The sequence below is a fragment of the Amycolatopsis sp. WAC 04182 genome, assembly GCF_003947465.1.
In the GTDB taxonomy this organism is placed as follows: Bacteria; Actinomycetota; Actinomycetes; order Mycobacteriales; family Pseudonocardiaceae; genus Amycolatopsis.
In genome coordinates this window covers 1-1,021 of record NZ_QHJJ01000020.1, presented here as the reverse complement: position 1 = coordinate 1,021, position 1,021 = coordinate 1, and the positions used below count along the sequence as shown (strand labels likewise).

Sequence of the window (1,021 nt, the reverse complement as noted above, 5' to 3'; positions counted from 1 at the left end):
GGTGGTTTCAACTGGTGAGTGCACCGCCTCTAGTCTAGCAACACTTTGCTGAACGCTTCGATCGGCTTAAGCCAGCCCAGCGTCTGCCGCGGCCGGTCGTTGAGTTCGTCTGCGATGGCATCGAGTTCGTCCTGCGAATACCCGGATAGGTCGGTTCCTTTGGGAAGGTACTGGCGCAGCAATCCATTGGTGTTCTCGTTGCTGCCGCGTTGCCAGGGCGAGCGCGGATCACAAAAATACACCGGCATGCCGGTGGCCATGGTGAACTTCTTATGGCTGCCCATCTCGCCGCCCTGATCCCAGGTGACGCTGTTCTTGAAAACGTCAGGCAAGGTGTTCATCTTGGCGGCCAGCCGTGGGGCCACATTCTCGGCCGTGCGATCGTAAGGGATGCGCACCAGCATGACGAATCGGGTGCGCCGCTCGACCAAGGTCGCGATCTGGGACTGATTGTTCGCGCCGACGATCAGATCGCCTTCCCAGAAGCCCGGCACGGCACGGTCCTCGGCTTCGGCCGGCCGCTCGCTGATCAGGACCATGTCCTTGATCTTGCCTCGCAGCTCCGCCCCTCGTGACCGGGTCCGTCGCTTGATCCTGCCCTGGCGTAACCCCTCGGCCACCTCCGCCCGTAACGTCCCCTTCGCCTGCACGAACAACGCCTGGTAAATCGCTTCATGTGACACCCAGCGAGAATGATCCATCGGATGCTCAAGCCGCAACCTGCACGCGATCTGCATCGGCGACCACTTCTTCCGCAACCCCTCGTTCACCACGCGAGTCAGAAACGGCGACTTCAGCACCTTGCGTTCCTTCGGACGCCTCCGCATCCGATCAGCCCGGCGCTGCGCAACCAACGGCGAATACACCGCCCGTCCACCATTACGGTCAACCTCACGGGACACCACCGAATGATCCCGCCCAATCCAGGCCCCAATCTCCCGAAACGACTTCCCCTGCCTCAACCCGAACGCGATCAACTCACGCTCCACCGAACGCAACGGCACACCACGCGACACGAAAC

Annotated in this window: 1 protein-coding gene; it reads right to left on the bottom strand. The window is 61.7% G+C overall.

Annotated features, from left to right (window positions below):
* Positions 1-29: 29 nt before the first annotated feature.
* Positions 30-1,016, bottom strand: coding sequence for an IS30 family transposase (locus DMH01_RS42255; protein WP_199745844.1), 987 nt, complete (start codon positions 1,014-1,016; stop codon positions 30-32).
* Positions 1,017-1,021: the final 5 nt, after the last annotated feature.